The 23,698-nt window shown below is 71.5% G+C and carries 18 protein-coding genes and 1 tRNA gene; 7 read left to right on the top strand and 12 right to left on the bottom strand.

All coding sequences use genetic code 11. The annotated features are described in order from the left end of the window. Positions 1-990, top strand: a complete 990-nt coding sequence (locus tag J1M64_RS09160; protein WP_206473951.1) for a 4Fe-4S dicluster domain-containing protein — start codon at positions 1-3, stop codon at positions 988-990. Continuing rightward, entirely contained in the window at positions 990-2,096 is a 1,107-nt protein-coding gene (nrfD, locus tag J1M64_RS09155; RefSeq protein ID WP_206473950.1) for an NrfD/PsrC family molybdoenzyme membrane anchor subunit, read from the top strand. Before J1M64_RS09160 ends, nrfD begins: the two co-directional genes overlap by 1 nt. Before the next feature lie 71 nt (positions 2,097-2,167). On the opposite strand, the gene selB is transcribed toward nrfD, so the two are convergent. The 3 genes from selB to J1M64_RS09140 form a co-directional block, all read right to left on the bottom strand. Beyond that, complete coding sequence (selB, locus tag J1M64_RS09150) at positions 2,168-3,931, bottom strand: selenocysteine-specific translation elongation factor (RefSeq protein ID WP_206473949.1); 1,764 nt, start codon at positions 3,929-3,931, stop codon at positions 2,168-2,170. Then, positions 3,931-5,193 carry an L-seryl-tRNA(Sec) selenium transferase gene (gene selA / locus J1M64_RS09145; protein ID WP_241261365.1) on the bottom strand — a complete coding sequence of 421 codons (1,263 nt, stop codon included), beginning with the start codon at positions 5,191-5,193 and terminating at the stop codon, positions 3,931-3,933. The genes selB and selA overlap by 1 nt, the downstream gene beginning before the upstream one ends. Before the next feature lie 119 nt (positions 5,194-5,312). Continuing rightward, positions 5,313-5,408, bottom strand: a tRNA-Sec gene (locus J1M64_RS09140). Positions 5,409-5,480: 72 nt separating this feature from the next. Here J1M64_RS09140 and selD point away from each other — a divergent pair. After that, positions 5,481-6,491, top strand: coding sequence for a selenide, water dikinase SelD (gene selD / locus J1M64_RS09135; RefSeq protein ID WP_206473948.1), 1,011 nt, complete (start codon positions 5,481-5,483; stop codon positions 6,489-6,491). A 146-nt stretch (positions 6,492-6,637) separates the two neighbouring features. On the opposite strand, the gene J1M64_RS09130 is transcribed toward selD, so the two are convergent. The 4 genes from J1M64_RS09130 to J1M64_RS09115 all read right to left on the bottom strand — a co-directional run bounded on the left by J1M64_RS09130 (position 6,638) and on the right by J1M64_RS09115 (position 13,028). Next, entirely contained in the window at positions 6,638-7,825 is a 1,188-nt protein-coding gene (locus J1M64_RS09130; protein ID WP_206473947.1) for a M20 family metallopeptidase, read from the bottom strand. Further along, positions 7,803-9,692, bottom strand: coding sequence for a S9 family peptidase (locus tag J1M64_RS09125; protein ID WP_206473946.1), 1,890 nt, complete (start codon positions 9,690-9,692; stop codon positions 7,803-7,805). Before J1M64_RS09125 ends, J1M64_RS09130 begins: the two co-directional genes overlap by 23 nt. Continuing rightward, positions 9,685-11,904 (bottom strand): carboxylate--amine ligase/circularly permuted type 2 ATP-grasp protein, encoded by a 2,220-nt coding sequence (locus tag J1M64_RS09120; protein WP_307872406.1) that lies wholly within the window; start codon positions 11,902-11,904, stop codon positions 9,685-9,687. The genes J1M64_RS09125 and J1M64_RS09120 overlap by 8 nt, the downstream gene beginning before the upstream one ends. Before the next feature lie 323 nt (positions 11,905-12,227). After that, positions 12,228-13,028, bottom strand: a complete 801-nt coding sequence (locus J1M64_RS09115) for a crotonase/enoyl-CoA hydratase family protein (protein WP_206473944.1) — start codon at positions 13,026-13,028, stop codon at positions 12,228-12,230. 500 nt (positions 13,029-13,528) lie between these two features. Here J1M64_RS09115 and J1M64_RS09110 point away from each other — a divergent pair, with 500 nt between their 5' ends. Then, positions 13,529-14,239 (top strand): GntR family transcriptional regulator, encoded by a 711-nt coding sequence (locus J1M64_RS09110; RefSeq protein WP_185952087.1) that lies wholly within the window; start codon positions 13,529-13,531, stop codon positions 14,237-14,239. Positions 14,240-14,490: 251 nt separating this feature from the next. Here the strand turns inward: J1M64_RS09110 and fadD5 are convergent, their stop codons facing one another. The 5 genes from fadD5 to J1M64_RS09085 form a co-directional block, all read right to left on the bottom strand. Then, a complete protein-coding gene (gene fadD5 / locus J1M64_RS09105; RefSeq protein WP_206473943.1) occupies positions 14,491-16,083 on the bottom strand; it encodes a fatty-acid--CoA ligase FadD5 in 1,593 nt (530 codons plus the stop codon). Between the two features lie 59 nt (positions 16,084-16,142). After that, on the bottom strand, positions 16,143-16,934 hold the full coding sequence (locus tag J1M64_RS09100) for an enoyl-CoA hydratase (RefSeq protein ID WP_206473942.1): 792 nt from the start codon (positions 16,932-16,934) through the stop codon (positions 16,143-16,145). Then, positions 16,931-17,917, bottom strand: coding sequence for a nitronate monooxygenase family protein (locus tag J1M64_RS09095; RefSeq protein ID WP_206473989.1), 987 nt, complete (start codon positions 17,915-17,917; stop codon positions 16,931-16,933). The genes J1M64_RS09100 and J1M64_RS09095 overlap by 4 nt, the downstream gene beginning before the upstream one ends. 313 nt (positions 17,918-18,230) lie before the next feature. After that, on the bottom strand, positions 18,231-19,310 hold the full coding sequence (locus J1M64_RS09090; RefSeq protein WP_206473941.1) for an oxygenase MpaB family protein: 1,080 nt from the start codon (positions 19,308-19,310) through the stop codon (positions 18,231-18,233). A gap of 6 nt (positions 19,311-19,316) precedes the next feature. Beyond that, complete coding sequence (locus J1M64_RS09085; protein WP_206473940.1) at positions 19,317-20,813, bottom strand: aldehyde dehydrogenase family protein; 1,497 nt, start codon at positions 20,811-20,813, stop codon at positions 19,317-19,319. Between the two features lie 134 nt (positions 20,814-20,947). Here J1M64_RS09085 and J1M64_RS09080 point away from each other — a divergent pair, with 134 nt between their 5' ends. Genes J1M64_RS09080 through J1M64_RS09070 form a run of 3 tightly spaced genes read left to right on the top strand, consistent with a single transcriptional unit; the run spans position 20,948 to position 23,450 of the window. Beyond that, positions 20,948-22,090, top strand: a complete 1,143-nt coding sequence (locus J1M64_RS09080; protein ID WP_206473939.1) for an acyl-CoA dehydrogenase family protein — start codon at positions 20,948-20,950, stop codon at positions 22,088-22,090. Then, the gene (locus J1M64_RS09075; RefSeq protein WP_307872405.1) at positions 22,087-22,599 is read left to right on the top strand and encodes a DUF4334 domain-containing protein; all 513 of its coding nucleotides are present in this window, start codon (positions 22,087-22,089) and stop codon (positions 22,597-22,599) included. Before J1M64_RS09080 ends, J1M64_RS09075 begins: the two co-directional genes overlap by 4 nt. Before the next feature lie 50 nt (positions 22,600-22,649). Further along, positions 22,650-23,450, top strand: coding sequence for an LLM class F420-dependent oxidoreductase (locus J1M64_RS09070; RefSeq protein ID WP_067720072.1), 801 nt, complete (start codon positions 22,650-22,652; stop codon positions 23,448-23,450). Positions 23,451-23,698: the final 248 nt, after the last annotated feature.

The raw sequence follows: 23,698 nt of genomic DNA, 5'->3' as shown, positions 1-23,698 counted from the left end.
ATGTCCGCCTTCCTGTCCGATCTCGGGCGGTCCTTCTTCGGGGACATCGACCCCGCCGAGGACAACGGCTACTCGGACCCGCCGCCCCGCAAGGGCTTCTTCACCGACACCAGCGTGTGCATCGGCTGCAAGGCCTGCGAGGTGGCGTGCAAGGAGTGGAACCTCATCCCCTCCGACGGCCTCGAGCTCACCGGTATGTCCTACGACAACACACAGGCGCTGGGTGCGTCGACGTGGCGGCACGTCGCGTTCATCGAGCAGGAGGTGCCGGCCCGGTCCGGTGCGCACGCCGGCGCGCCGTCAGCACCCGGCGCCCCCGCCGCCGGGCCGTCCGCGCCCGTCGATCTGGGCATGCCGGCCCCGACCCTGCCGGGCGACTCCCCCGACGCCGGGGAGCCCACCGACTTCCGGTGGCTCATGGAGTCCGACGTGTGCAAGCACTGCACGCACGCCGCCTGCGTGGACGTCTGCCCGACGGGCGCGCTCATGCACACCGAATTCGGCACCGTGGTGGTGCAGAGCGACATCTGCAACGGCTGCGGGTACTGCGTGAGCGCATGCCCGTACGGCGTGATCGAGCGCCGCTCGGGCCCTGCGGGCGACCCCGCCGTGGGCATCGCCCAGAAGTGCACGCTCTGCTACGACCGGCTCACCGAGGGCCAGACCCCCGCCTGCGCCAAGGCGTGCCCCACGGAGTCGATCCAGTTCGGCGACCTCGACGAACTCCGCGAGCGCGCGGCCGGGCGCCTGGACCAGCTGGTCGAGGCGGGCGAGCCGAACGCCCAGCTCTACGGGCACGACTCGAACAACGGAGTCGGCGGCACGGGCGCGTTCTTCCTCCTGCTGGACGACCCGGAGGTGTACGGACTGCCGCCGGATCCGGTGTTGACGACCCGGTTCGTGGGGAAGATGTGGCAGCAGGCCGCTCTGGCCGCGGTGACGCTGCTCGGCGGCGCGGTGGCCGCCTTCACCGTGGGAGGCGGGGCCTGATGAGCGACGGCGACGGGACCGACCACAACCCAGCCGACCACAACCGGGCCGACCACAACCGAGCCGACGACGACAAGGCGAGCATCCCCGGAGGACTGGGGCAGCAGACCCGGACCCGCCGAAAGGGCAAGGGGGGACGCGAGCAGCTCGTGGTGCCCCCCGCGGAATTCCGCTCGTACTACGGCACACCGATCGTCAAGGCCCCGCCGTGGGAGTACGACATCGCGGCTTATCTCTTCCTCGGCGGTCTGGCCGGTGGATCGTCACTGCTCGCGGCCGGGGCCGACCTGGCGGGCCTGCCGAGCCAGCGCCGCTCGGCGCGGATCGTCGCTCTCGGCGGAATCACCGGCAGCCTGTACTACCTGGTCCGCGACCTGGGGCGCCCGGAGCGGTTCCACCACATGCTGCGGGTGCTCAAGCTGACCTCGCCAATGAGCGTGGGCACCTGGCTCCTGTCGGCGTACGGCCCGTTCGTGGGGCTGGCCCTGGGGCAGGAGATCGTGCCGCTGCTGCCCACCCGCCTCGCGCGTCGCCTGCCCACCGACCTCATCACCCGCGCGTCGCGACCGGCCGGGATCGTCGCCGCCCTCGTGGCGCCGGCGGTCGCCTCGTACACGGCGGTACTGCTCACCGACACCGCCGCCCCCAGCTGGAGCGCCGCCCGCCGGGAGCTGCCGTTCGTCTTCGTCGGCAGCGCCGCGGCCGCGTCCGGCGGGGTGGGCCTGCTGCTCAACCCGCTCCACGAGACGGGCCCCGCCCGACGGCTGGCCGTGGGCGGCGCGACGCTCGAGCTCGCCGCCGACCGGATCATGCAGCAGTCGATGGGCATCACCGCCGAACCGCTCCACGAGGGCCGGGCCGGGGCGTACCACCGCGCCGCCCAGATCCTCACCACCGCCGGCGCGGTGGGCGCCGTGCTCGGGCGACGCAACCGCGCGCTGTCCGCGGTCGCGGGCTTCTCGCTGGCGGCGGGGTCGGCGTGCACCCGGTGGGCGGTGTTCCACGCCGGGATGGCCTCCACGCGCGACCCGAAGTACGTGGTCATCCCCCAGCGCGAGCGGCGCGACGCCCGCGGTGGCGGGGAGGCCTACGCGGGCGAGCGGTAACCGGACCTACCCGCGGGCTCGTCCGGCCGGCGGGGTCCGGGGCGGCCCGGCGCGGCAACCGACAGGTCGGGTCAGACAATGGCGTGGCCGTCGTCGCCCTCGCGGCGGGTGAGCCCGCGTTCGGCGAGCACCTCGAGCAGCGGCATCACCACACGCCTCGAGGTGTCGAGGTGGGTGCGCGCGCCGCTCGGGGTGAACGGCTGCGGTAGTTCACGGAGCCGCCGTACCGCCTCCCCGATCGCGCCCGGACCCAGCCACACGCCGGGTCCGACGCCGGTGAGGAGCCCGGCCCGCTCGCAGGCGGCGAGCTCACGCGGTCCGAGGCCCAGCCCGGCCAACTCCCCGGCGGTCGGGGCGTCGAACGGCCCGACCCGGAACCGCTCGCCCAGGGTGCCCGCTGCCGCGCGGACCGCCGGGGGCAGGCCCGGCCCGTCGCCTTCGACCACCCGGCCTCCCTCCGCCCGCAGCGAGGCCGCGGCCGGGTGATCGAGGACGGCCATGAGCAGGGATGCGTCGGGCAGCCCGAGCGCGCGGCGGGCGGCCTCGGTGGGCAGGCCCGGATCGAGCGGATCGGCGCGGTCGTGCTCGCGCACGGCCTCGACGAGGGTCTCGGCGAGGACGGCGACGCGCCCGGGGTCGATCAGCCACCCGCGGTGGGACTGGTCGCGGACCGGGATGGCGATCCCCCATGCGCGCAGGTCATCGACGTGGGCCACGCCGCGCCGACGCAGCTCCGAGGGCAGGTCGGGGCGCTCCGGTGTCGCCGCCAACTCCTCGGCGCGGTGGCGGGCCGCACCGCGGCGACGCAGCGCCGGCGGGGCGGGATCCAGCACGACGGCGCCCGCCGGGATACGGTCGGCTCCCGGCTCGCGCAGGATGAGCCGGTCCCCCACCCGCAGCGGCAGCGGGTCCGCGAGCGCGAGGCGGGCATGACCCTCGTCGAGGGGCCGCACGCGAGCGGCTGTCGAGGCGGATCCGATGTGCACCATCACCTGCTCCGGCAGCGCGCCCGTCCGCCCGTCGACGCGCACGTCGAGGGTCCCGACCGAGCGCCACCGTCGCGGGGTGACCAGAGTGCTACCCCGCGGGATCTCGTCCGCGGCGACCCCGCGCAGATTCACGGCGACCCGCGCCACCGCCGCCACCTCGTCGCGCCGGTGCCCGAGCGACTGCAGACCACGGACGGTGACCTGGGGACCGCCCGGGCCCAGTTCCAGCGTGTCACCCGCCCGTATGGTGCCCGCGGGAAGCGTGCCGGTGACGACGGTGCCGGCTCCGCCGATGCTGAACGACCGGTCCACCCACAGCCGCACGTCGGCGCCGCGATCGGCCTCCGGCAGCAGCGTGCCCAGCCGGGCGAGATCCCCGCGCAGCGCGTCCATCCCGGCGCCGGTGACGGCCGAGACGCACACCGCCGGTATGTCCGCCAGGGGTGTGCCGGCCATCGCGTCACGGGCCTCCGCCAGCGCGAGGTCCGGGTCCAACAGGTCGCTGCGCGTGATGACGAGGACGCCGTGCTCGACGCGCAGCGCGGTGAGCGCGTCGAGGTGTTCGGCGGACTGCGGCATCCACCCGTCGTCGGCGGCCACGACGAACATCACCGCGGGCACCGGCCCGACCCCGGCCAGCATGGTGGGGACGAACCGCCGGTGGCCGGGCACGTCGACGAACGCGACCGTGCGGCCGTCGTCGAGGGTGGTCGAGGCGTACCCCAGACCGATGGTCAGGCCGCGGCGGCGTTCCTCGTCCCACCGGTCGGGCTCCTCGCCGGTGAGCGCGCGGACGAGCGTCGACTTCCCGTGATCGACGTGGCCGGCGGTGGCGACGACGAACATCAGGCGGGCGCCTCCGCCCGGAGCACGAGCCGCGCCAGCTCGTCGTCGTCCCCCGGCGGCACTGCACGCAGATCCAGGAGGCACCGGCCGTCGGTCACGCGCCCCAGGACGGCGGGGCGTCCCGCGCGCAACGTCTCGGCACAGCGCTCCGGCAGGGACACCGCGGCGCTCGAAAGGTCGACACCGGGCGCGCCCCCACCGCCGACGGCGGCGACGGACCGGACGGCCTCCGCATCCAGCCCCGCCGCGCGCAGTCGTGCGGCGATCCGCTCGGCCCGCTCCCACAGTTCGGCGGGGTCGGCCTCGAGACCGGCGACAACGGGCGGACGCGGACCGCGCAGCGTCGCCTCGAGAGCGGCCAGCGTGAGCTTGTCGACGCGCAACGCGCGGGCGAGCGGATGGCGACGCAGGCGCTGCACGAGCGCGGCGTCGCCGGCCATGATCCCGGCCTGCGGGCCACCGAGGAGCTTGTCGCCGCTGGACGTCACGAGGTCGGCGCCCGCCGCGAGCGTCGTGGTCATGTCCGGCTCGTCCGGCAGCGTGGGGTGGGGGGCGAGCAGCCCCGAGCCGATGTCCACCACCAGCGGCACCCCGAGATCCCGCAGTTCGGCGGGCGGGACGGACGAGGTGAAGCCGCTCACCACGAAGTTGGAGGGGTGGACCTTGAGGACGAAGGCAGTGGTGTCGTCGATCGCGCGGGAGTAGTCCTCGGCGTTGACCCGGTTGGTCGTGCCGACCTCCCGCAACCGGGTCCCCGTGGATTCCAGCAGCTCCGGCAGGCGGAACCCGTCGCCGATCTCCACCATCTCCCCGCGCGCGATGACGATCGTCCGCCCCGGCCCGCCCAGCGCGGTCGCGGCGAGGGCCAGGGCGGCCGCGCCGTTGTTCACCACGTGGACGTCGCCCGCCGTGGGCACGGCGGCCCGCAGGGCGTCGAGGGCGCCGCGGCCCCGCCTGCCCCGGCGGCCCGTCGCCAGGTCCAGCTCCACGTCATTGGTGCCCGCGGCCTCGGCGAGCGCGCGGACGGCGGCGTCCGACAGCGGCGCCCGGCCGAGGTTGGTGTGCAGCAGGACGCCACTGGCGTTGAGGACGGGCGTCAGCGTCACGGGCGCGCCGGGCAGCGCGTCGAGCACCGCGTCGACGATCTCGGCGGGCGGGAGCGCTCCCGCCCGGGCGCGGTCCTGCGCGCCGCGGATCTCACCCTTGACCAGCTCGCGGCCCAGCCCGTCGACCGCCGCAGCGAGCCGGGGATCGCGGAGCAGGACGTCGGTGGACGGGATGAGACGACGCGGATCGGGCGACGGCGCCCCCGACCCCTTCCGCGGCTGCTCGGTGATCGTCCGTTCCCCTTTTCGGATCGGTGCCGGTGACGGTGAGGTTGTGGCGGAGGCGGACGGGAATCGAACCCGCCTGACCGAGATGCTCGGCCACGTCGGTTTTGAAGACCGCGGGGACCACCAGGTGCCCGGACGCCTCCCTGCCCCCACGAGACTAGGCGGTGTTTCCCGGCCGCGCCCACCGATCGGCGCCGCGTCGTTAGGGTCGGACCATGGCCACCGAACCCATCTCGCCCACCGCCCGGCTCACCTCCTACGCACACGGTGGCGGGTGTGCCTGCAAGATCCCGCCCGGCGCGTTGGAGAACGTGGTGGCCGACCTCATCGGGGCCCCGGTCCGGGAGCCGGCCGCGGAGCTCATCGTGGGCCTCGACGACGGTGACGACGCGGCGGCGGTGCGGATCACCGGGGGTCGGGCCGTCATCAGCACCGCCGACTTCTTCACCCCCGTCGTCGACGACCCGTACGACTGGGGGCGCATCGCCGCGGCCAACGCTCTCTCCGACGTCTACGCGATGGGCGGGACGCCGATCATGGCGATCAACCTGCTGTGCTGGCCGATGGACGTCCTGCCGTACGAGATGGCCGGACAGGTGCTCCGCGGTGCCCAGGAGGTGGCCGGCGCCGCCGGCTGTCACGTGGCCGGCGGGCACAGCGTGGACGACCCCGAGCCCAAGTACGGCATGGCCGTCACCGGGCTGGCGGACCCGGACCGGCTGCTGCGCAACGACGCGGGCCGGGCCGGGGTGCCGCTGTCGCTCACCAAGCCGCTGGGGATCGGGATGCTCAACTGTCGGCACAAGAACACCGGGGAGGTGAGCCGCGAGGCGATCGAGACGATGACCACCCTCAACGACGTCGCCTCCCGCGACGCCCTGGCCGCCGGGGTCGAGTGCACCACGGACGTCACCGGATTCGGCCTGCTCGGCCACCTGTACAAGATGGCCCGGGCCAGCGGCGTCTCGGCCGTGATCGACCCCGCCGCGGTGCCCTACCTCGAGGGCGCCCGTCAGGCGCTCGCCGACGGATACGTCAGCGGCGGGACGCGCCGCAACCTCGACTGGGTGCGTCCACACCTCGCGGCCGACGTGGACGAGGACGAACTGCTCCTGCTCGCCGACGCCCAGACCTCCGGCGGGCTGCTCGTCGCCGGGGAGATCCCGGGGGGCACCGTGATCGGCGAACTCGTCCCCGCCGGTGACGCGGCGATCACCGTGCGCTGACGAGGCCGGTTTCCCCGCACCTCGCCGAGCAGAGGATTTCGCACACCCGCTCTCGGGCGATACCGGCGAAATCCTCTGCTCGGCGGGAGGGTGAGCGCACGAGGGCGGGAGGGTGAGCGCGCGCGGCCGGGATCCGCCCCGCCAGCTCAGGCGGGGCGGTCGAGGCGGGCGAACGCGTCGAAGATGCGGGCACCGTGGGCCAGCGCCCGCTCGTCCAGCACGAAGCCCGGATGGTGGAGATCCGTCTCCTCGGACTCGCCGTCCCACACCCCCAACCGCAGGTAGACGCCGGGGATCTCCTCGGTGTACCAGGCGAAGTCCTCGCCGCCGCTGGACTGGTCGGCGGTGCCCACCCCGTCGGTTCCGAGCACCGATTCGACGGCCTTCGCCGCGAGGTCGGCGCACTCGTCGTCGTTCACCACGGGCGGCACACCCTGGATGTACTCGACCTCAGTGCGCGCCCCGTACAGGGCACCGATCCGCTCGACCGTCTCGCGGACCAGCGGCTCGACGGTCGCCCACACGTCCCGGTCCGCGCTGCGCAGCGTGCCCCAGATCTCGCCCGAGTCGGGGATGACGTTGGGCGCGGACCCGCCGGCCTTGATCGAGGCCCACGTGAGCACGGTGCCGGACCGCGGGTCGATCCGCCGGTCGATCACGCCCGTGACGCCCGTGACGATCTGGGCGAGGGTGAAGACGGTGTCCTGGGTCTCGTGCGGACGCGCGGTGTGCCCGCCGTCCGAGTGGATGGTGATGCCGATCTTGGCGTTGGACGAGGTGATGGCCCCGCCGGTCACGCCCACCTCGCCGACCGGGCGGTGCGGGTCGCAGTGCAGCGCGAGGATGCGGTCGACGCCCTTGACCACGCCCTCCTCGACGCAGTCCTTGGCACCGCCGGGCATCGTCTCCTCGGCCGGCTGGAAAATTAGGCGCACCGGGCGGGGCGGCGGGTCGGCGACCAGCATCTCGGCGGCGCCCAGCAGCATCGCCGTGTGGCCGTCGTGCCCGCAGGAGTGGCTGACGCCCTCGACCTCGGAGGAGAAGGACTCGCCGGACTCCTCGCTCATGGCCAGCGCGTCGATGTCCGCGCGCAGCGCCACCACGTCTGTCGACGTGGCCCCGTCGGCGGCCGCGACGTCGCACCACAGCCCGGTGCCCACCTCGAACCGCTCGGGCTTGAGCCCCATCGAGCGGAGCTCGCCCTCGATGTACTCGGTCGTCTCCCGCTCCTCGTAGGACAGCTCGGGGTGGGCGTGGATGTGCCGCCGCCATCCGACGAGCCGGCCCTCGAACCCGGTCGGGTCGGGGGTCTCATTCTTCTTGCGTCCGAACATCGAACACCTCCTGGCAGAACTGGACCACCCGGTCGCCGAGACGCTGCCGGTTGGCCAATTTCACGAATTCATGACCTTCGTCCTCGAACAGCAGGACGTCCACCGGTACGCCGCGCCGGCGCAGGAACTCCACGGCCTGATCGGTCTCGCTGAGCGGCACATTGGTGTCGTGCGCGCCGTGGACGAAGAGCATCGGGACGTCCACGTGGTGGTACCGCCGTAGGGGCGAGGCCTCCCGCAGTAGCTCACGTTCCTGGAGCGGGTTGCCGTACTTGGGGTAGGCAGCCGCGGCGATCCACGGCTCGGTGGTGCGGTAGAAGGTCTGCAGGTCGCTCATCCCGCACGCGGCGATTCCGCCTCGCCACCTGCCGGGGTGGCGGACCAGCGTGGCGTTGACCAGGTAGCCGCCGTAGGACCGGCCCGAGACCACCGCCCGGCCTGGATCGGCGATGCCCTCGTCGATCAGGTGCAGCAACGCGTCCTCGACGTCGTCGATGCCGGAGAAGCGACCGTAGCGGTCGTCGGCGTGACTGAAGAAACGACCCGAGCCGGTCGACCCGCGCACGTTGGGCAGGAAGTAGTTCACGCCGATGTCGAGGTAGCGGCGGGCGATGTCGTTGTACCCGGGGCGCGACTGCCCCTCGGGACCGCCGTGGAGGTGGACCACGGTCGGGCCCGGTTCGTCAGCGATGTCGGGACGGTACAGCCAGCCGCTGAGCTGGAGTCCGTCACGGGCGGTGAACTCGACCAACGTCGGCGCGGGGTCGGGTTGCTCGGGCGGCCGCCCGGTCCACCTGCGGTTGTCCACGTCGTACATCACCACGCGCGGCGGCTGGTCGAGGCTCTCGATGGTGAGCGCGAGCAACCGGCCGTCTGCGGTGAGCGTGGGTGAGGTCGCCACGACCTCGGGCAGCGGTGGCCGAACGATCACGCGGGGGCGCTCCGGCCGTAGGTCGAGTACCTCGATCTCCGACAGACCACCGCGCACGTTCCACAGCAGCACCGCGGTCGAGCGGTCCAGGCTCACCTCGACGCGGTCGAGATCGGCGTCGGTGCGGAACGCCACCGGCCAGGACTCGGTGGAGTCCTCGTCCGCCTCGACCGCGAGCAGGCCCATCCGGTCCGCCGAATGGTCGCTGCGGACGACCATCCGCATGGGACGGTCGTCGTCCCCCGCGTCGAGGATGACCCCGGCGTCCGTGGTGGAGCCGGTGTCGACGGGCAGCAATGGCCACCACCGGCCGTCGGGGACGATGCGCAGCAACTCGCGGTTACCGCGGGCACCCACCCGGAACAGCGCGGCTCCGTCCCACGCGTGGACCAGTGCACCGCCCATCCGTCGATCGACGACGGTGTGCTCCCCGGTCTCGGGGTCCACGAGGCGGCCCTCGGCCAGGCCCTCGGAGTCGAACGCCGTCACCGCGAGCAGGTCGCCGTCCCAGCCGACGATCTGGACGGTGGCGTCGCCCGCGGTGTCGACGGGGTAGACGTCGTGATCGTCGGGGTCGGTGGTGACCAGCCAGATCCGTTCGCGCTCGCCGCCGTCCGGGGCGACCTCGCAGGCGAGCCACCTGCCGTTGGGCGAGTAGGCCACGCGGCGCACGGGGCCGTCGACGGGCAGCACGACGTCGCGCTCCGGCCCGGCCCCGTCCAGCCCACCCGGCCCCAGCGGCCGCTGCACGGCGCGCGGGTAGCCGGTGCGCTCGGTGACCACGCACGCCAACATCGACCCGTCCGGCGACAGGTTGGGGGACGTAGTGTGGCGGATCTGGGTGGGCCCCCCGGCGGCGTCGTCGGGTGGTCCCGCGACGTCGCGGGACTCGGCCTCCTCGGTGACCTCGACGTCGACCTCGGTGGTGTCAGGCACGGTGAATCCAGGTGTCCTTTCCGCCGCCTCCGCTCGAGGCGTTGACGACCATGGTGCCCGCCGGGGCCACGCGCGTCAGTGCGACAGGCGGGGCCGTGGCGGCGATCTCTCCCCCCTCACCGTGCCGCAACATGACGAACGCCCGCATGTCGACGTGGCGTCGCTGCAGTTCGCGGCCGTCGAACGTCGGCAGGGTGGACAGTGGCTGCACCTCCTGCGCGACGAACCGGTCGCCGTGGCGGCGCAGCTCGTCCCGACGCTCGTCGAGCTCGCGGGGTGAGCACTCCGGACCCACGGTGATGTCGGACCCGCCGTAGCCGTCGATCGGCTTGACGACCAGCTCGCCGAGCCGATCGAGGACCTGTCGACGCTGGTCCGGGTCGGCGCACAGGTACGTGTCGACCTGGCCGATGAGGGGCTTCTCGCCCAGGTAGAAATCGATGATCTTCGGGACCATCGCGTAGATCGCCTTGTCGTCAGCGGCGCCGTTGCCGGGCGCGTTGACCACGGCGACGCCGTGCTCCGCCATCGCGCTCAGCAGTCCACTGCGCAGCGCCGCACCATCTGCACCCGTAGAGGACAGGAGCATCTCCTCGTCCATACGGACGTAGAGCACGTCGATCTTCTGCCGCTCCCCGCCCTCGACCCGCCACAGGGCGGAGTCCTCGCACACCAGGTCCGAGGGGGTCACCAGTGTCCCGCGGACCGCCTCGGTGACGCTGTTGAGGTCGAACGCCTCGAGCTCGTCCTCGGCGATCACCACGGCGATCGCGGGATCGTCGACGCCCTCCGGTGCGGCCGCCCGCAGGGTGTCGGTCAGCATCGCCAGCGCCTCGCGGGGGTCGTGGACCTCCGACCGCGCACCGAACTCGGGGAAACCCTCGGCGATCCGGTCGCGCAGTGCGACCGCCATCGCCATCCCCCCGGGCATCCGCAGGTTGTCCTCGAGCACGATCCACTCGCCCGGCGCCGTGGAGACCAGGTCCACGCCACACACCGGGGCGTGGAGGACGCCCTCGGGCACCGCGCGTCCGGTGGGACGGAACCCCGGTGCGCGCTGGAGCGCCTCGGCGGGGACCACGCCGGCCCGGCTGATCTCGCCCGCCCCGTAGATGTCGCGCAGGAACATCTCCATCGCGCGCGCCCGCTGCTCGATGCCTGCGGAGATCCGCGCCCATTGGTCAGCCGGGACGATCCGCGGGACGGAGTCCAGCGGGAAGACCTGCGGCTCGTCCTTGCCGTACACCTTGAGCGTGATGCCCATGGAGCGCAGTCTGTCGTCCACCTGCTCCTTGCGCTCGCACAGGACCTCGGGGCCCATGTCGGACACGGCCTTGAGCACGTCCACGTACTCGGGCCGCGGGTTGCCGTCCTCGGAGATGGCCTCGTCGTGCACCTCCTCGGTGACCGCCTCCCCGAGCGGCGAGTAGGAGGCGAGCATGTGTCGCATCCCGCGGTCGTCGGCGGTGTCCCGGGGGCGGATCCGCTCGACGGTCTCGGCCAGCAGGACGGCGATCACGTCGCTGCGGCGTCCCCGTCGGCGGTGCGCCGCGCGTTGGCGGGTGGCCGAGGTCGCGGAACCGCGGACCCCGTCGAGCAGGTTCAGCACCAGGTCGAGTTCGCTTCCGGACCGGAGGTGGTCGACGTGGTCGTCGACCAGTCCGGTGAGCACCTCGGTGGCGGGGCGGGGGCGCCCGGTCGCCACGTCCACGAGGTCCCCCTCGAGTCCGGAGCGTGCGGCGCGCCAGAACGCCGCGGCCAGCACGGCGTCGGAGGGTCCGTCCCACCCACCGGATCCGGAGTCCTGACCGGCGTCCCGTTCGGCGAGGACGCGGTCGACCGCCGCGCGGAACAGGGCGGCGACGACGACGAGGGTGTCGATGGTGCTGCAGGAGTCGCAGGCCACGAGTTCGATCCCGTCGCCGTCCCGGGAGGGGCGGACGTCGACCGCGATCCCCTCCCGTCCCGCGACCACGCCGGTGGCGACGATCTCGTCCTCGCAGGCGAGCGCCTCGTCGGCGGTGTCGGCGGCATAGGCGGGCAGGTGTGCGGGTGACCACTGGCTCTCGAAGTAGCGGGTGGAGGCGTACCCGGAGTCGGTGCCGTCGGCCCAGTAGGGGGAACTCGCCGACAGTGCCAGCAGCACCGGCGCGAGGGCGGCGACCCGTCGGGACGCGTACTGGGCCTCGTCGGCGTCGGCGGTCTCGACCACCACCCGGAAGCCGGCCGAGGCGCGGGTCTGCGACTCCCGGCCCGGCGCGGGGTGGGGGTCCTGCGGGCTCCGTCGCGGACCCGGCAGAGGCGGTCGCGGCGCGGATGACGCAGTTGCGCAGTTCCTCTCCCGCGCCACCTCCACCCCGCAGGGCCAGCAGCTCCGCCGCCCGGGGCGTCAACTCCCTGCTCGCGGTGTCGAGGACGTGCAGGTCCTCTTCGACGACCATCGACCTCAACACTGCTTCCATAAAGGAAATGTAGGGCCGGGGGGCGGAGTTCACATCCGGTCGGGTCGGGGGATGGGTCTCATCGGATCCGGGTTCAGCGCGCCTTCCACACCGGGGCACGCTTCTCCGCGAACGCCCTCGGGCCCTCCGCCGCGTCCTCGGAGGTCATGACGGTGATCATCTCCGTGTCATTGACCTTCCACTTGTCGACCTCCGCCGGACGCCCGCCGTCGGTGATACCGAGCGCGACCCGCTTGGTCCCCTGGACCGCCAGCGGCGCGTTGGCGGCGATGGTTCCGGCGAGCTCGAGCGCGGTGTCGAGCAGCCGGTCGGCCGGGACGACGTGGTTGATCAGGTGCAGGTCGAGCGCCCGCCCGGCGGTGATCGGCTCGCCGGTGAGCATCATCTCCATGGCCACCCGGTGGGGCAGCTGGGCCGGCAGCCGGAACGCGCCACCGGCGGCGGCGATGAGCCCACGCCGCACCTCCGGCAGTCCGAACACCGCGTGGTCGGCGGCCACCACGAGGTCGCAGGCCAGGGCGATCTCGCAGCCCCCACCCAGTGCGGTGCCGTTGACCGCGGCGATCACGGGGACCGAGACGTACTGCTGCATCATCCCCGCGAATCCCCACTGCCGGTTCTCGGCCGGGAAGATGTCCTCACCCCGGGAGATGGCCTTGAGGTCGGCGCCCGCACAGAACGACCGCTCTCCCGCGCCGGTGATCACCACGACCCGGATCTCGGGATCGGTGTCCGCCTCGTGCAGCGCGTTGCCCAGCAGCGTGCTGACCTCGCCGTTGACGGCGTTGCGGGCCTCCGGGCGGTCGAGGGTGACGAGTAGGACGTGGTCCCGGCGCTCGGTACGGACGGCGGGACGGTTCTCGGTTGACGTCATGGGCCCAGTCTCGCCCGGCTGTGGCCGCCCGGCAGCCCCTCCGCGCTATTCGGCCCTCTCCGCAGGAGGGTTCGTGCGCATGTCCGCGCATCGCACGCTCGAGTGGCACGGCCGACGTCGCTGCGCGTAAACGCATCCTTCCCCTCGGCCGGTCCCGGTGCGGGCGGGCCCAGGCGCCCCGCCGGTCGGGCACCGTGCCCCGCCGGTCGGGCTCCATGTCGCGGGTCGGGGGCGCCACTCGCGGGTCGCCGACGGTCGCCGCGGGGCCACCGCCGAACTGTCGCCGATTCCGACCCGCGCTGCAGCGCCCCGAGGAGACGGGCCGGTCGAGGGTTGTCATAACCGAAACGAAGGCGAGCGAGAGATGTTTCACGTGAACCCTTCTCGGCGGTGGGTGGATGCCCCGCCCCCGGCGAGGTAGTGTGAGCCACTACGGATATATTTGATTTAGATCATCGGTCTCGGCGCTCCGGGTGGGTGCCCTTCTCTCGTGGAATGAGGTGGCGGACGTGGCCCCCACACGACTCGGCCAGCGCCCGCAGCTCTCCGAGGAGGTCGCCGACCACGTGCGGACTCGGATCATGAGCGGCGATGTCCGCCCGGGGTCCTTCATCCGGCTCGACGAGACCGCCTCCGCACTCGGGGTGAGCGTGACCCCGGTCCGGGAGGCACTACTCACCCTGCGCGGCGAGGGCCTCGTCGATCTGGTGCCGCGGCGCGGCTACCTGGTCTCGCCGATGAGCCGCCAGGACATCGAGGACATCTTCTGGCTCCAAGCGGAACTCTCCAAGCGCATCGTCGACCGGGCCATCACCCGCTACGACGCGGAAACTCTCGAGCTCCACGGTCGTCTGATCGACGAATTCGAGAAGGCATCCGCGTCAGATGACACCGACGGCGTGGTGCACGCCCAGTACGCGATCCACCGGTGCCTCAACCGGGCTTCCCGCTCGGACAAGCTGTCCCGGTTCCTGTCCAACGCCGCCCGCTACATGCCCTACCGGCTGTACGCGGACGACCCCGAGTGGCGTGCGGGCGCACTGACGGACAACCGCCGCATGCTCGAGGCGCTGCGTGACGGCGACGTCGAGACGGCCCACGAAGTGGTGGACGCCGAGTTCACCGGTGGCGCGAGTCTGCTCATCGCCCATCTCGAGCGAGCGGGCGTGTGGGACGACGAGCGCGCCCCGGAACTCGACCCCGAGCACTGAGTCCCACTTCAGTGATCGGTCCGTCCGCACTCTCCACCTCAGATCGGTGAACAGGATGCGGTAGGTGGCCGTCCGAACCGTCCGGGGGAGTTCGTCGGGCCGCGTGCGAACCCCACGGGATTCCGAGTTCATCCCGGAACGGTCGCTGCAGGAAGCCGGTGGTCGCGCACCTGTGGATCCGGCCCGACGATAGAGCTGGTGAGCACTTCCCTGCTCTCCCGGAGTGGTCGGACGGGAGCCGGGACACCAGCTCAGACGCCCACGGTGCCGTGCTCGGAACGCAGTGTGCCCTTGACGACCTTGCCGCTGGCGTTGCGGGGGAGTTCGTCGACGTGGACCAGATGCTTGGGGAGCTTGAAGCCGGCGAGCTTGTCCCGCAGCCACTCGCTGAGCTCCTCGAGGGTGAGATCGGCAACGCCGTCCTCCACGTTCTGAGCGACCACTGCGACGGGGACCTCGCCCCACCTGTCGTCCTTGCGGCCGATCACCGCGACCTCGCGGATCCTCGGGTGCCCGGCGATGATGTTCTCCACCTCGGCGCAGTAGATGTTCTCGCCGCCGGAGATGATCATGTCCTTCTTGCGGTCCACCACGTAGACGAAGCCCTCGTCGTCCATGCGGACCAGGTCGCCGGAATGGAACCACCCGCCCTCGAAGGCCTCCGCCGTCTCCTTGGGCTTGTTCCAGTAACCGGACATCGTGGTGGGACCACGGTAGACGATCTCGCCGACCTCACCCGGGCCGACGGGCTCGCCGAAGCCGTCGACGACGCGGGCCTGGAGGGTGGGGATGACCTTGCCGACGGAGCCGATCTTGCGGATCGCGTCATCGCCGTCGAGGGCACAGGTGATGGGGCTCATCTCGGTCTGGCCGAACACCGCGCAGTTCAGGGCGTCCGGGAAGGTCTCGGCCATGGCGCGCAGGATCGTGTCGGTGGACGGGGCCGCGCCCCAGGAGATGGTGCGCAGCACCAGGCTGCGCGGGTGGGCCTGCTGCTCGGCGCAGACGGCCTGCCACTGCACGGGGACGAGGAAGATGCTGGTGATCTGCTCGGCCTCGAGGGTGTCGAGGACCGCCGCGGGGTCGAAGGCCTGCAGCGGGTGGACCACCGTGACGCCGCCGAGCTGGAGGCTCGGCGCGATCGAACCGAGCGCCGCGATGTGGAACATCGGGGCGGCGCACAGCGCGCGTCCGTCCTCGTCGAACAGTCGGAAGACCCGGATGCAGGTCAGGGACTGCGCCGTGAGGTTCTCATACGAGAGCATCGCGCCCTTGGGCCGACCCGTGGTGCCCGAGGTGTACATGATGAGCGCGGTGGAGTCCTCGGGGACGTCGACGGGCTCGTGCGGCTGGCCCTCCTCCGCGATCGCGTCGGCGTACGTGGTCTGGTCGGGCGTCCCCGGTTCACCGCCGATGACGATGTGGTGGCCCGGCTCCTCGCCCTGGGCGCGGATCGCGCCGACGAGCGGGGCGAGCATCGCGTCGGTGATGACGACCTTCGGCGTGCAATCGCTGACCAGGTAGGCGAGCTCGCCGGGGGTGAGACGGAAGTTCACCGGGACCGCGATGGCACCCAGCTCGTTGATGCCCAGGACCGCCTCGACGAACTCCGGGTTGTTGAGCGTGATGAGCATGACCCGGTCGCCCCTGCCCACACCGCGGCGGGCCAACGCGTCGGCGAAGCGGTTGCTGCGGTCGTGCAGCTGGGACCACGTGGTGGTCTGGCCGAGGAACCGCAGCGCCTCGGCGTCGGGCTGCATCTCGGCGTGGGTGGCGACCCACGTGTTCCAGTTGTTGCGACGTGCCGCGTGGAGTTCGGCGATGGGATCCGTGGCGGTGGTCATGATCTCGGCCTTTCGTCGGGCGGTGGGTGACGGGAGGGGCAGGTGGCAGGAGGGACGGTTCAGGAGAAGTTCGGGCGCCGTTTCTCGAGGATCGAGGACACGCCCTCGGCGAAGTCGGGGGAGATCAGCAGCTCGCACTGGCCCTCGTGTTCCCTGGCCAGGGCCGCGTCCAGCTCGGCGAGCGTGGCCCCGGTGACGGCCCTCTTGGTCAGTTCCAGGGCGCGGCGCGGACCCCGGGCCAGTCGGCGGGCGAGCTTCGCGGCGGCGGGCTCGAGGTCCGCGGTCGGGTGGACCTCCATGGCCAGCCCGACGTCGTGGGCCTCCGCGGCGGAGACGGCGTCGCCACGCAGCAGCATGCGCGAGGCGATCGACCGTCCGACGGCCGCGGGCAGCAGCACGCTGGCGCCGCCGTCGGGCATGAGTCCGATGTTGGTGAACGCGAACAGTAGGTAGGCGTCCTCCGACATGAGGACGAGGTCGGAGGCCAGCGCGAGCGAGACGCCCACCCCGGCCGCCGGGCCGGTGACGGCGGCGATTACCGGGACCGGGACCGTGAGGACCGCGCGGACCAGTGCGGCGGCCCCGGCCATGGTCGCGTCGGGGCTGGGCGCGTCCGCGCCGGCGTCCTTGATCGCCTGCAGGTCAGCTCCGGTGGTGAACGCCCCGCCCTCCCCTGAAAGCACGATGACCCGGGTGCCCGGATCGGTGCCGTGTTCGGTGATGAGCTCGGTCAGAGCGGTGACGGTGGGGTGGTCGAGGGCGTTCATCCGGTCGGGCCGGTTGATGCTGATCGTGGTCACGCCCAGGTCATCGCGGGAGATCCTCACCGCGTCGCGTCCGGTCGCGGTCATCGGACCGTCTCCCCCGCCTCGACCATCCCGGCCAGCCTGCCGGTGATGATCTCCTCGGCCTCGGCCATCATCCGGTCGACGAGCTCGGCCGCGGTGGGCACGTCGTGGATCAGACCCTGGCACTGGCCGGCGCTCCAGATGCCCGCGTCCAGGTCGCCGTCCTCGAAGACCTTGCGTCCGCGGGCTCCGGCGACGAGGTGCTGGATGTCGGAGAACTCGGCGCCCTCGGCCTCCTTCGACACGACCTCGGCGGAGACGGCGTTGGCGGCCACCCGCGCGGTGTTGTGCAGCGTCCGGAAGATCAGCTTCGTGTCGAGCTCGGTGTTGGCCACGATCTGTTGTTTGACCTGCTCGGCCACCGGTGACTCGGCGGTGCACATGAAGCGGGTGCCCATGTTGGCGCCGTCGGCGCCCAGCGCGAGTGCGGCCACCATGCCGCGGGCGTCGGCGATGCCGCCGGAAGCCAGGATCGGGATCGACAGTTTCGCCGCCGCGGCGGGGATGAGCACCAGGCCGGGGACGTCGTCCTCCCCCGGGTGGCCGGCGCATTCGAAGCCGTCGATCGACACCGCGTCCACGCCGAGCTGCTCGGCCTTGATCGCGTGGCGGACCGAGGTGCACTTGTGGATCACCTTGATGCCGGCCTCGTGGAACACCGGTAGGTGGTCCTTGGGATTGGACCCGGCCGTCTCGACGATCTTCACGCCCGACTCGACGATCGCCTGCCGGTACTCGGCGTACGGGGGCGGAGAGATCGCGGGAAGGATCGTGAGGTTGACGCCGAACGGCTGGTCGGTCATCTCCCGGCAGCGCGCGATCTCCTTGACCAGGTCCTCGGGCGTGGGTTGGGTGAGTCCGGTGATGATCCCCAGCGCGCCGGCCTCGGACACAGCGGCGGCGAGTTCGGCGCGGCCGACCCACATCATGCCGCCCTGGACGATGGGATGACGGACGCCGAACTCCTCGGTGAATCGGGTGCGGATCACGGCTGGACCTCCTCGTAGGTGCCACCGGAGGTGGCCTCAGGACTTGGCATGGGCGACTGATCCCTTCTGCAACCGACCGCGATGACGTCGTCCCTCCAGAACGACCATGGATCCGATCACATATATGTGTAAGTGTCGCTACGCGATGCCCACTGTAGCCGGTGTCGTCAAGATCACACCGTGTTCCACCTAACCCGGAAAGCGCACCCATGTGCCCCTCACGCCCTCGTGGGTCACGCACCCTCTCCGGGCATCGGGTTCGGCGTCCCGACATGCGGAAATCACGGGGCGCGGCGGCGGTTCCGCCGGGTCAGGCGGCTCCGGTGGAGCCGGCGGCTGGAGCGTGCACGACCGGGCAGGCGCCCACCCGGTCGCGCGGCTGGATGGGGCAGGCCCCCAGGTCGGCGGGACGGTAACCCTCCGGGTATCCCGGGTACGTCCGGTTCTCGGTCCCACGGGACCCGAGCTCGCGGCGGCGGACCGGCAGCCACCGCACCACCTTCGACCGCATCCGCAGCGCCGCGTAGGCGGCCTCGCGGAACGCCGGAGGTTGCCACGGGAAGCCGAAGGCGCGGGTCATGTCGTCGTCGATCAGCGCCTGCACGACCTTGCGGACCACCGGCCGGGCCGGCTCCGGGTACCAGGAACACATGAGATCGAGCGTGTACGTCCCGATGAGCTCGTTGGTCCGGGCGTAGCGCATGGTGCGCGCCTCGTAGTCGTCCCGCCAGCGCCGGAACTCCCCGATGTCCTGCGGGATCCCCTTGATCTTCATCCGCTCCCCGACTGCGCGGTAGAAGTGGAACGCCGCGAGCCGTTCGTTCGGATGCAGACGCCGCCAGCCGTTCGCATCGATCCACTCGAGCGGTTCGTAGATGAACGTCGACAACACATAGAGCATGTCGTCATTGGTGATCTCGTACATCGCGTGTTGGCGGTTGATCACCCGCAGCGCCTCCTTGCCGCGGGGCGAGTCGTACCCGTGCTCGACCAGCTCCACCATGAGCAGCGCGGTGTCGTCGTACCGCTTCTGCGGGTGATCGCGGAAGTTGCCCGCCTGCTCCAGGACCGCCGACACCGAAGGGATGCAGTAGGTCCGGTACAGCGCCAGCTCGAGCGCCCGCTGATAGTCCCACGGGAACTCGTACGCGGAGGTGATGCGGTGGATCTCCGCCGCGTCCGCCACCGGATCGAGAGTCGCGATGAGATCACGCCAGTACCAGCGCCCGGGCTTGAACGGGACCCCTGCCGTGAGCGGGTGGTCGACGGCGGCGTCGGCGACGAGGTCGGCCGGGATCGGTCCGAACACCCCGGGCACGGCGGACCGCTCGGTGGCCGCGGCCCTCGTCGTCGTCGTCATCTCCTCGGTTCTCTCGGAGGTGGCGGTCATCTCACCTCACATCCTTCCCTGGACGTTCGCGAGCATCCACTTGACGATCTTGATGTCACGCGGCTTGCGGGTCATGGTCATGAGGTTCAGCGGGGCCGCGAACTTCTGCGCGGTGATGGCCTTGGGGCGGGCGAACTCGCGTAACCCGTCGGCGCCGTGGATACGGCCGAAGCCCGAGTCACCCGAACCGCCGAACGGCAACGCCGGGATGCCGGCGAACGCGAGGAACGAGTTGACCGACACCATGCCCACGTCCAACTTCTCCGCGAGGGCCAGCCCCCGCTTCTTGTCGCCGGTGAAGATCGAACCGCCGAGGCCGTAGCTGCTGGCGTTCGCCTTCTCGATCGCCTCCTCCAGGTCCGCGACAGGGTTGATCACGACGGTGGGGCCGAAGGTCTCCTCGGTGATCGCGGACGAGTTCTCGGGGACGTCGACGAGGACGACCGGCTCGATGATCTTCTCGCCGACCGAGTCCTCGCCGCCGAGTACGGCCCTGCCGCCCTTGGCGATCGCGTCCTTGACGTGCCTGCGGACGATGTCGACCTGCGCCGGCAGCGTCATGGGCCCGTAGCTGGAGGAGATCGAGTTGCCCGGGGTGAGCGCGCGGACCTTGGCCGTGAACTTCTGGACGAACGCGTCGTGGACGTCCGAGTGGACGTAGATCCGCTCCACGCCCGCGCAGGTCTGGCCCGCGTTGCCCATGGCGCCGAAGACCGCCTGGTCGGCGGCCGCGTCGAGATCCGCGTCCGAGTCGACGAGCAGGGCGTCCTTGCCACCGCCCTCGATGACGACCGGCGTGAGCGTCTCCGCGCAGGCGGCCATGACCTTCCGGCCCGTCGCGGCGGAGCCGGTGAACGCGAGCTTGTCCACGCCCGCCCTGCACAACGCCGCGCCCGTCGAGCCGTCGCCGGTGATCGTCTGGATGAGCGGCTGGGAGGCGCCCAGGGAATCCCACACCTCCGCCAGCCACACGCCCACACCCGGCGTGAGCTCGCTGGGCTTGAACACCACCGCGTTGCCCGCGGCCATGGCGTAGGACAGCGTGCCCATCGGGGTGAACGCGGGGTAGTTCCACGGGCCGATCGCGCCGACCACGCCGTAGGGCTGATATTCCACGTAGGCGGCCTGGTTGCTCATGAGCAGCCCGGCCGAGACGGAGCGCCGTCGCAGGACCTTGTCCGCGTTCTTGGCCGCCCACTCCAGATGGCTGACGGTGAGCATGACCTCGAGGGTCGCGTCCTCGTCCGGCTTCCCGGTCTCGGCGGAGATCAGGGACGCCAACTCCTCGGCCCTGGACGAGATCGCCCGCTTGTACTCCAGCAGCCACTCACGGCGACCCCGCGGACCCTGGTTCGCCCACCAGCGAGCCGCGGCACGCGCACGCTCCACGGCGAGGGCGACCTCCTCGGGACCGGCGACGGGGTACTCCGCGAGGACGGTGCCGTCGCGGGGGTCCAGGCTCGCGAACGTGGGGCCGGTCTTGCTGGGCTCGGTGGTCGTCATCTGAGGTCCTCTCGTTTCCGATCACATATATTTGATGTAGCGTACCGTGATACGAACCACAGTAGTCCAGTGTGCACCCAACCGGCACCCCGTGACAGATACCGGGGCAACCACACAGAAAGACGAGGCGAGAAGTGTTCGACATCCTCACCGAAGAGCAGCGTGACTTCGCCAAGTCGATCGATGACTTCTGCGCGCGCGAGGTCGGCGGCGTCGAGAAGCGACGCGAGCTCACCACCGAGGGCGGCACCCACTCGCCGCACATCTACTCCAAGATGGCCGAGCTCGGATGGCTGGGGCTGACCGTCCCCGAGGAGTACGGCGGCTCCGACGCCGGCGCCGTCGAACTGTGCCTCCTGCTCGAGCACTCCCTGCGCGGCCTCGCCCCGATCGGCGGCATCGGCCCCACCCTCATCACGGCCGCCGCGTACCAGAAGTTCGGGACCGAGGAGCAGCGCAGACGCGCGCTCGAGTTGGTCGTGAACGGCGGCACCCTGTCCATCTCGATGTCCGAGCCCGGCGCCGGGTCCGACGTCGCCGCCCTGCGCTGCAAGGCCGAGCGCGACGGCGACGACTGGGTGATCAACGGGCAGAAGACCTGGTGTTCCAACGCCCACTTCGCCGACCGCATCCTGCTCTTCGCCCGCACCGACTCGTCGGGCAAGAAGCACGAGGGCATCACGATGTTCGACGTGCCCGCGGACATCGAGGGCCTGCAGATCACCGGGATCGAGACCATGGGCGGCAAGGAGGTCAACGACCTCTACTTCACCGACGTCCGCCTGCCCGCCGACTCCGTGATCGGAGAGGTCGGCGGCGGCTGGGCGCAGCTCATGACCGGGCTCAATACCGAGCGCCTCATCCTCGCCGCCATGCAGCTCGGCGTGGCCCAGCGGGCGTTCGACGACTGCCTGACCTTCATCAAGGAGCGCGAGCAGTTCGGCCGCCCCGTCGGCTCCTTCCAGGTGCTCCGCCACCGTATGGCCGACCTCGCCACCGAGATCGAGGCCACGCGCCTGCTCGTCTACGCGGTCGCCAGGAAGGTCGACGAGTCCGACCCCACGGCCCTGTTCCCCCACGAGGCCTCCATGGCCAAGCTCAAGGCGTCCGAGCTGAGCAAGCGGGTCACGCTCGAGTGCATGCAGTCCATGGGCGGATACGGGTACGCCACCGAGTACGGGATGGAACGTCTGGTCCGCCAGGCGGTGGTCTCCACCATCTACGGCGGCACCAACGAGGTCCAGCGGGACATCATCGGCAAGACGCTCGGCCTGTGAGCACCGCCGGTACAGCCGGGGCGGCCGGCACCGCCGGGACCGCGGGCGCCGCCGCGCGCGAGTTCGAGCTCATCCTCGCGCTCGACACGGTCCCCTCGGACCGCGTCTCCGCGCTGTGGGACTCCCTCGAGCCCGCGCGGGTCGACGACATCGCGGGCAGCCGCTGGAAGGGCACCGGCCTGGACACCGGGCACCCCATGTTCGGCATGCTCGGGCAGATGCGCTGGTGGGGCAAGGACTTCACCGAGGCCCGCAAGGTGGACCCGATCCTCGTCACCGACGACTCCGGTGAGGTCGTGCCGGACACCTCGGCGACCGGCGGGGGCGGGGCGTCCCTGTGGGAGGTCTCCTTCCGCGGCCGCCCGACCGCCTCCATGGTGTACGACCGCCTGCCGGTGATCGACCACTTCGCCGTCGTCGGACCCGACACCCTCCTCGCGGTGATGAACGGGCGAGGCACCGTGCACGAGGGAGAGCACTTCTGGTTCGTCCTGGAGCGCGAGCGCTGAGACGCACGGGCCGGGTGCGCGGGGCGGCGCCACGCCCCACAATGGGGCGCATGACCCCGAACCCCACGCGCCCGGTCCGCATCGCCGTCCAGCTCCAGCCGCAGCACTCGCCGGACTACGGACTGATCCGGGACGCCGTCCGACGCTCCGAAGACGCGGGCGTGGACGTGGTCTTCAACTGGGACCACTTCTTCCCGCTCTACGGTGATCCCGACGGCGCCCACTTCGAGTGTTGGACGATGCTGGCCGCGTGGGCGGAGCAGACCGAACGCGTCGAGATCGGCGCCCTGGTCACCTGCAACACCTATCGCAACCCCGACCTGCTCGCCGACATGGCCCGGACCGTCGACCACATCTCCGGCGGCCGCCTCATCCTGGGCCTGGGCAGCGGATGGTTCGAGCGGGACTACGCCGAGTACGGCTACGAGTTCGGCACCAAGGGCTCGCGGCTCGACGACCTCGGGCACTCCCTCGAGCGGATTGAGCAGCGCTTCGCCACGCTCACCCCCGCCCCGACGAGGGACATCCCCGTGCTGCTCGGTGGCGGCGGTGAGAAGAAGACCCTGCGACACGTGGCCCGCCACGCCGACATCTGGCACTCGTTCGTGGACGTGGAGACCTACCGCCACAAGTCGGAGGTGCTCGCCGGGCACTGCGCGGACGTGGGGCGCGATCCGGGCGAGATCGAGCGGTCGACGGAGATCGGCGGGGCCAGCTCGCCCGACGAGGCGAAGCGGCTCGCCGAAAACCTGCACGCCGAGGGCGTCACCCTCTTCACGGTCGGGCTCAACGGCCCCGACTACCCGCTGGACCTGGTCGAGTCGCTGGTGGCCTGGCGCGACGGGCGATAAGCCGGCGCGCCGGCGCTGAACCTGCCCGTCGGCGCCGGAAATCCGCTACTCCGAATCCGGATCCGCGGTGATTGTCAACCTGTTGTGAGTCATTCAGGCGGCGATGAGGGTTGCGGCGATTGGTGGGATCGTCAGTCGTGAGCCGTCGTTTGCCAGGTTGATCGTGACGGTGGTGTTCGGGGTGGGGATCTGGGGTCGTTTGCGGTAGCGGCCCGCGTGCTGGCGGTAGTGCTCATCGAGCCTGGTCT

It is taken from the genome of Dietzia sp. KRD202, assembly GCF_017168155.1.
Lineage (GTDB): Bacteria > Actinomycetota > Actinomycetes > Mycobacteriales > Mycobacteriaceae > Dietzia > Dietzia kunjamensis.
Note: the sequence above shows the minus strand (reverse complement) of the source record. Positions and strands in the feature narration are given on the sequence as shown.